Below are 8,428 nucleotides of genomic sequence, written 5' to 3'. Positions count from 1 at the left end.
ACCCACCACCCCCATCCCCCTCCGCTACCTCACCACCATCGAAAACACCACCGACACCAACACCACACTCCACAACCACAACCCCAACCCCAACCACAACAACCCCACCCACAACACCCCCACCAACCCCGACACCACCCCCCTCCCCGCCACCGACCCCCCCACCTGGCCCACCTCACAAGCACCCACGGCCACCCCGCCGGCCCGGACACCGCTGCCGTCGAGTTACGTGAACACCTACGGGTCGGTCCCGGACGGCAAGGTCGGGCTGGTGTACCCGGAGCCGTTCACCGAGGAGGTCACCGAAGGGCTGCACCGGCAGGTGTACGAGGCGCTCGGCCTGGATCCCGACGATCCGCCGGAGTCGGTGCGCGACCAGGTGCGGGACCGGCTCGGCCGCGAGAACCTGGCCCTCCACCTGCCCTACCTGCGGGCCAACGGCGGCCACCGCGTCACCGTCCGCGTCGACGGCCGGGACCACACCGTCGACGTACAGCTGACCCTGTCCGACCCCCGGGCTTCCCTCCGCCAGGGCCGGTTCGACGCGCGCGACCCCGACAAGCACGTGGAGCGGCGCGGCATCGGCACCCGGGAGAACTTCTCCGGGCAGCCGTCGGGCACGTACCGGACGTTCACGGTGCCGTGGATCGCCTCCGCGCCGGTCGGCGCGCCGACGCCGGTGCGGGCCGTGGACGGCACGCTGTCGGGCGCGGTCACCCACAACCAGGCGTCGGACTCCACCACCGTCACGCACATCGTGCAGACGACCTCCGCCCAGCGCTCCAACGAGCCCTCCGACCCGGTGGAGTTCACGACCGCCTGGCGGGTCCGCGTCGACGCCCCCGCGGTCACCGCGCCGGCCACCGCCACGACCGCGCCCGCTCCGGACAGCTGGGGCACCCCGCGTGCGCACGGGCCGACGACCATCTGGTTCCCGCGCCACCTCACCACCGCCGACCCGGCGCCCGGCTCGCTGCCCGCCCCGGCGGCGCCGGCCGACCTGCCGCTGTACGGCGTCGACGCGGTGATCGACCCGCGGGCGCTGTACGAGCACGTGCACCGGTCCTTCCACGCCGACCTCGACGAGGCCGCCGCCGGGCAGGTCGCCGACTTCCTCTCCGAGCAGGTGCTGCGCGGCACGCTGCCGATGCAGGTGGAGGGCGGGCTCTACTCACCCGTCCTGACCGACGCCTCCGGCAACGCCGTCGGCATGCTGCACCTCGTCACCACGCCCGCGGTCGGCACCCCGCAGCGGCAGAGCACCGCGGGTCAGATCAACCTCGAAAGCCACCTGGTCAACACCTCGAAGGTGGACCTGTCCTCGAAGTACACCAGCGGCGTCGCCCTCACCGGCTCCGGGGCCGCCGCGCTCACCGCCGACCACCGGCAGGGCCACCCGGACGCCTCGCGGGTGATCGGCGGCAACCTCGGCCTGCGCGGCCAGGCCGCGGCGACCGTGACCAACACCTACGGTGCGGGCTCCGCGTCGGGCACGATGCACGCCGTCCGCACCAACCGCAGCCACCTCCTCGCCCCGGCCGCCGTCACCTACCAGGTCACCCTGATCCGGCCCGACGGCACCGAGACCGCGGCGCCGCCGCTGGCCCACGGGCACGGCATGGACCTCCGGGTGCTCAGCAAGGCGGACGCCACCGGGCACCCGCCGGCCGGGGACGAGGTGCGGGAGCTGCCCGACGCGCTGGAGCGGCTGGACGGCATCGGCCTGAGCGCGGCGCCGCTCGACGTCACGGGCACGGACGTGCTGTTCGACCGCGCCGAGCGGTGGCTGCGCCGCGAGGGCTTCCTGCCGCCCGCGCCGACGGCCCCGGCGACGCCCGACGGGCTCGGCGGGCGGCTGAAGCAGGCGGCCCGCGACCACGAGCCGGAACACCAGATCCGGTTGCACGCGCAGCTCAACAACCTGCGCCGGCTGCGCGAGGCACGCTCCCGCACCGGGCGGCGGGCCGCGACCGACGCCATGGTCGACGGCGGGCACGCCCTGCACTTCGAGGTGCCCAACAGCACGGACACCGGGGTCCGCCGGGTCCGGCTGCTGCTCACCGCCGAGCGGGACGCCACCCGGGCGACCGTCCACCGCCGGGTGCTGCCGGGCATCCAGACGATGGGCCTGGCCCAGGCGGCGGGCAGCGACACCGAGCAGCGCGGCGAGTCCTACGGCGGCGCGCTCGGCCCGATGGGCAGTGTCACCGCGCCGCTGGGCGGCTGGGGCTCGATCGGGTTCGGCGGCGACTACCAGTACGGCCACCAGGTCACGCACGGGGACACGGTGGGCGGGGCCACCGGGCACGACCAGTTCTACATCGGTACCGGGCAGGACAGCCACGAGTTCGAGGTGCCGGTGCGGCTGGGCCTGGACCTGTACGCGGACGACAGCACCCGGCCGACGGAGCGGTTCGGGCAGAACCCCGCGCCCGCCGCGGCCCCGCCCGCGCCCGGGGCGCCGCCCGCGCCGCCGGTCCCCGCTTCGCCGACGGTCGCCGGGGCGCTGCGGCTGGCGGTGCCCCACGGCCGTACCCACGCGCCGTCCCCGAGCGGCGCGCCGGCATCGCCGGCGCCGCGCCAGGACGGTGTGCCGCGCCGCCCCGACGCCACCGATCACGCCCGCCTGGACGGTACGGACGCGGCCGGCACGCCCCGTCCGGAGCTGGTGCGCGTCCCCGACGACGCGCTGATCGACACGGTGCGCGGCTCCGCCGCCATCGAGTCGGCCTTCCAGCGGGGAGCCGACGACATCCGCCGCGAGACGGCGAACACACCGCCGGCGGCCGCGCCGGCCGGCGGAACGATCCTGCCGGTGACGGCCCCGGGCACGGGCCCGGCGACCACCCCCGCCGCGACCGGGACCGCCGCCACCCCGTCCGGCGCCCGCCTCTCCCCCCTCGCCGGTCACGGTCTCGCCGACACCCGCACCCGGGCCGCCGAGATCCGGCACGCCGCGCTCACCCCGGGCAGCCTGGTCGCGCACGGGCACAACATCTTCAAGAGCTCCTACGTCGTGGAGGGCCTGTCGCTGCCGGGGACGGTCGCGGACGGCCAGTACTCGGTGGAGATCCAGGCCGTCGCCCACCGGCCCCGGCTGCTCGACACCACCAAGCAGTACCTGGAGACCGGCGTCTCCGCGACCGACAGCGCGCAGCAGCTCAAGTCCCTCGGCAAGTCGCACCAGTTCGGCGGTGTGGGCACGCTCACGCAGAACCCGCCGACGGTGCCCGCGGGACCGGAGAACGCGGCCGGCCACACCAGCCCGGAGACCGAGGGCTCCGCCTCCTCCACCGGCACCACCGGCACGTCGTACAAGGGGCTGTTCAACCCGTCCGGGCGCCTCGGCTACATCGCCCGCACGGACACCGCGGACACCCTCGCCTCCAGCACCGGCGTCAACCGCACCCCCACCGAGAGCGGCCAGCTGTACCGGATCGTCGCGGACGTCACCTACCTCGTCACGATCCGCGCCGGCTCCCGCAACGTCCTGGGCGGCGTCCCCGGCGAGCCCGGCTTCGTCGACCCGGTCACGTACGCGGTGGACGTGCCGGACGGGCTGCAGTTCCTGATGACGCAGGGCCAGCTCGCGCGGGACGCCCGCTGGATGGGCTCGGTGGCGGGGCTGGCCCCCGCGCCCGCCCCGGCGCTGACGGCGCCGCTGCCGTCGTCGTACGTCCGCGACCGGCAGCTCGGCCTCGGCGGTGTCACGTCCGTCGTCGAGTACGAGACACCGGCCGCCGCGCCGGTGCCGTCGTCCGGGCCGAACAGCGGCGCCGTCCCGCTCGGCCCGGTCCGGCCCCGGGAGCGCCGGGGCCAGGTGCGGCGGGCGCTGCTCGACCTGGTGGAGCGGGAGGCGCCCGGCGCCACGACCCCCGGGCACCCCGGCTACCAGCCCGGCGTGCACACCCGGATCGCCCAGCTCGCCTCCACGGGCGGCCTGCGCGCGCTGCCCGGCCGCGGTCCCGACGGTACGCCGCGACGGGCCACCACCCGCTTCCACTTCCGCCACCACGGGTACGGCGGTGAGCGCCTCGTCGAGGTGACGCTGACGGCGGTGCCGCGGCGCACCCAGGACCTGACCGGCGTACGCGGCGCCTCGCGCCCCGGCTCGGGCCTGGAGCAGTGGCAGTCGCACACCTCCTCGGGCCGTACCACGACCCGGGCCTCGGTGCGGCAGAAGCAGCTCGCCGCCAGCCTCACCACCCGCTACCCCCGCCCCGGCCGGGGCGGGGACGGCGGCAAGGTGGACCGGGCGGCGCCGGTGTTCACCCCGCAGGCGGCCACCAGCAGGTCGGCCCGGCGGGCGGCCACCGCCGACAACCGCTTCTGGCTGCGTACCGACAACGGCGCCGACTTCGACGGCCTGGAGTACGACTACGTCGTCACCGTACGTTCGGCGCTGGTCGCCGACTGGCCGCCCAACGTGCTCGGCGGCCTCGTGCAGAACGGCGTCATCGCCTGGTCCGACGCGGACGGCGACGTACGCCGCTGGATGGACGAGCTGCTGCGGCGCGGGCAGCCGCGCACCCGCAGCGTGCCGGTCCTGCTGTCCCTGCGCTTCACCGGCACCGAGACCGGCGCGCGCACCTCCCCCGCGTCGGTGACCGCGCCGTCCGCCCTGTCCACCACCGACCCGCGCAACCGGGTGCGCGGGACCGGTCCGACGGCCGCCCCGTACCTGGCCGACGCCCAGATGTTCCACCCGGCGGGGCCGACCCCGGCGTTCGCCTTCGACGGCTGGGGGCATCTGGAGACCGCGCTGAACGAGGTGGCGCCGCTGGCCGACGGCCGCTGGCACGCGCAGCTGACCTCGGTGTCGGCGGAGGGCCGCGCGGTCCGGCTCGGCCAGCTCGTCCAGGCGGGCCGCGTCTCCCTGGACCGCACCCGGCTGGCCGCCGGCCTCACCCGGCGGATGCCCGGCAGCCGCCCCTTCGAGGGCGCGCCCGCGCAGGCGCCGTCCATCGAGATCACCCTCTACAACCCGCGCCGCGCCACCCACGCCGACGACGTCACCCTGGACCAGCTGCACAACACCACCGACACGGTGAGCACCTCGGCCGGCGCCGACCACTCCCTCGCCACCGCCTTCACCGAGCTGTTCAGCGCCGACGACGCCAACCACCACCTGGCCGGGTTCACGGTGCCGCTCGCCCAGCGCCCGACCCAGCCGTCCGCGTTCGGCGGCACCACCACCGGCAGCCGCCGCGACTGGCTGAAGTCCGGCTCCACCTCCGCGCCCGCGAGCGGCGCCCGCGGCACCCGCAGTTACGCCGTCGACGCCGACGCGCACCTGCTCGTCGAGGGGCCCGCGGGCACCCGCCACGTCACCGGCACCGTCACCCTCCGCGTCGAGGAGCGCGACCTGCTGGGCCACGGCCTCATCGCCCCGGACGAGTCCCCGGACGCCGTCCGCGACCTGCCCGCGCTCGTCCCCGACTGGGCGACCGCCGAGCCGCATGCCCTGGCCGAGCGCCTCACCGCCGCGCTCACGCCGGGCCACCAGGGCGTGCAGCTCTGGGTGGCCCTCGGCGCCGACCCGGACGGCACCCGGCTGGGCCAGGCCCTGTACGGCGCCTCCCGCGCCGCTGTCCTGGGCAACCGTCCGGTGGAGCTGATGACCCGGGACGCCGCGGGCGTACGCCGCTGGGAGTTCACCCCCGACGGCGCCCTCGTCACCGCCGACGCCGCCCTCACCGCCGCGTGGACGCCCTTCCACGCCGAGGCCGAGCGGCTGCACGCCGCCGCCGACACCCTCGCCGACACCCCCGCCCGGCTGGCCCGCCTCACCGCCTCCCTCCAGCACGCCAACCGCGCCCACTCCGACGCCCTCGACGCGGTCGGGCGGGCGCGGGGCGCGGTGACGGGGGCGACGCGGGCGCTGCAGCGGGCGCGGACGGCGGCCGTCACCTCGGCGCGGGACGCGCGGGACGCCCAGGGCCTCGTCGACCGGCGGAAGAAGTCGTACGCCGACGCCCAGCGCACGGCGGCCACCCTGCCGTCCGTCATCGCCGCGAACGAGCGCGCGGAGACGCGGGGGCGCACGGAGCTGCGGACGGCGCTGGCCCGGCTGACCGAGGCGGAGAACGCGGTGCGCGCGGACCGCGCGAAGGCCGCCGGAAAGCCCGCCGGAGAGTCCGCCGGAGAGTCCGCCGGAAAGCCCGCCGGGAAGCCCGCCGGGAAGTCCGCCGGGAAGGACAGGCCCGGCCCGCAGGCCGCCACCGCGACCACGGCCCCGCGCTCCGGCCGACCGGCCGCCGACGTAGCCGACGACCCCCGGGTGCGGGCGGTCCTCCCGGCGATCACCGCCGCCGAGACCGCCGTCCAGCGGGCCACCGACCGGCTGGCGGCCGACCGCGAGGCCCTGGCGGAGGCGCGGCGCGTCATCGGGATCGCACCGGCCGGCATCCGCGCCGCCGAAGAGGCCCGCGACCGGGCCGAGGAGACGGCCCGTAAGGACGCCGCCGCCGTGGTCCGGCGCGGCGAGAACCTGCGCGTGGCCCAGATCCGGGAGCACCGCACGGGTCTGCGGGCCCAGCGCACCGGGCGCAAGGTCACCCGCCGCGAGGGGCAGCTCGCCGCCACCGTCGCCGCGCAGCACCGGGCCGCCGCCGACCTGATGGCGGCCACCGCCGCGCTGCCGGACCTGGCCGGTGCCGTGCGGGACACCGCCCCCGCGCCCGAGCAGTCACTGCGGACCACCTTCGCCACCGTCCCGCCCCGCTGGCCCGACCCCGACGGCCGTCCCGCCCCCCTCCCGGCCGGCGGCCAGACGCACACGCCGGGCGCGGCACCCGAGAAGGCACCGGTGGCCAAGACGGCCCCGAAGCCGAAGCCGAACCCGAAGACGAAGCCCGGCACCAAGGGCAAGGCCCCGCTCGTCGCGCCGCCGGAGCCCCCGAAGCCCCCGACAGCCCTCACCCCACCTCCGGCGCCCCCCGCCTCCTCGCCGTACGTCGCCCCGCGCGGCGCCCAGGTCCAGACGCCCGGGGACGGCTACTGCCTGCTGTACGCGGTCATCGGCAGCGCACCCCAGGTGGTGGGCAACCGCCTGACGCAAGCCGGCCCCGCCCTCGATCCGGGGACCGCCGCCTGGCTGGCCCGTCCGGACCAGGTACGGCGCACGCTGACGGCGCTCGCGGTGAATCCCACGGCCACCGACCAGGGCACCGGGCATCTGCGCGCCACGCGCCGGCGGTTGCAGGACCTGGTGCTGGCCCGGCTGGCGGCGGCCCGCGGAGGCGGCAGCCCGCTGTCGCCCCAGGTGCTCGGCCAGCTCCGGGGCGTCCTGGTGGGACAGTTCGCGGCGCGGGCCTGGACCGCGTCCCCGGCCTGGGTCGACGCGCGGCTGGCCCAGTTCGGCATCCAGGGCGTGACCCGCGCCGAGGACATGGTCCCGGACGACCTCCAGTCCCGCTACCTCCGGGCGGTGTCCGCGCCGGGGGCGCCGCCGGCCCCGCCCGGCGCTCCGCCGAGCAACCGTCAGATGTACGGCTACCTGCGCTCGCTCGACGCGCTGCCGACGCTCGCCACCATGTCACCGGACGAGCGGCGGTACCTGCTCGTCGCGCGCTACCACGGCAGCACCGCGCCGCTGGCCACGGCGGAGGCCGACGCCCTCGAACAGGCGGTGCGCGACTGGTCGGACGAGTGGGACAACCCGGTCGGGGACGCCTTCCTGCCGCTGCTCGCCGACACCCTCGGTGTTCCGATCCACGTCTTCCAGCCGGTGTCGGACGCCACCGCCCTCACCCCGACCGGCGGCCCCCGGGGCATCGTGCTGCCGTACGGCCGGACCGATGCCGCCGTGCCGGCGATGGAGCTGTACTACACGGGACGCAACCACTACAGCGCGAGCGACGCGGGCCCCCTCACCCCGACCACCCCTGCCCCTGCCCCTGCCCCTGCCCCTGCCCCTGCCAACACCACCGCCAACGCACCCCGAAGCCCCCAGGACACCCCCAGCACCCAACCCCCCGGCCGCAACCGCCCCGCACCCCACCGCAACCCCGACGACAACCAGCCCGCACCCACCACCCCCCACCCCGCACACCCCCACACCTGGCACCACCTCCGCCCCCACACCCCACCCACCACCCTCCACACCGAACGCTTCGACCCCCACACCAACCCCCTCACCAACCCACCCCGCCCCGGCACCCTCGCCGGAACCACCACCCTCATCCGCGCCCAGATCCGCCGCATCCAAACCCCCACCGGCCAATGGGTCCGCGACCACACCCTCAACCTCCCCGTCACCACCACCAACCCCACCCACACCACCCAACTCGCAGCACGCCTCAAACACCTCGCCGACACCCACCTCAACAACCGCTACACCCTCCCCACCTCCGGCGACCAGTTCCACCTCAACATCAACCTCATCAACGACCCCACCCACCCCGAAACCATCACCCTCACCCACACC

1 pseudogene is annotated in these 8,428 nt (G+C 76.5%); it reads left to right on the top strand.

The features are described 5' to 3' along the window. Nucleotides 1–8,428: pseudogene (locus ACZ3IG_RS36015) on the top strand (hypothetical protein); the annotation flags it as partial.

It is taken from the genome of Streptomyces sp. NPDC016677 (assembly GCF_055562815.1).
This window is presented reverse-complemented; position numbering and strand designations above follow the sequence as displayed.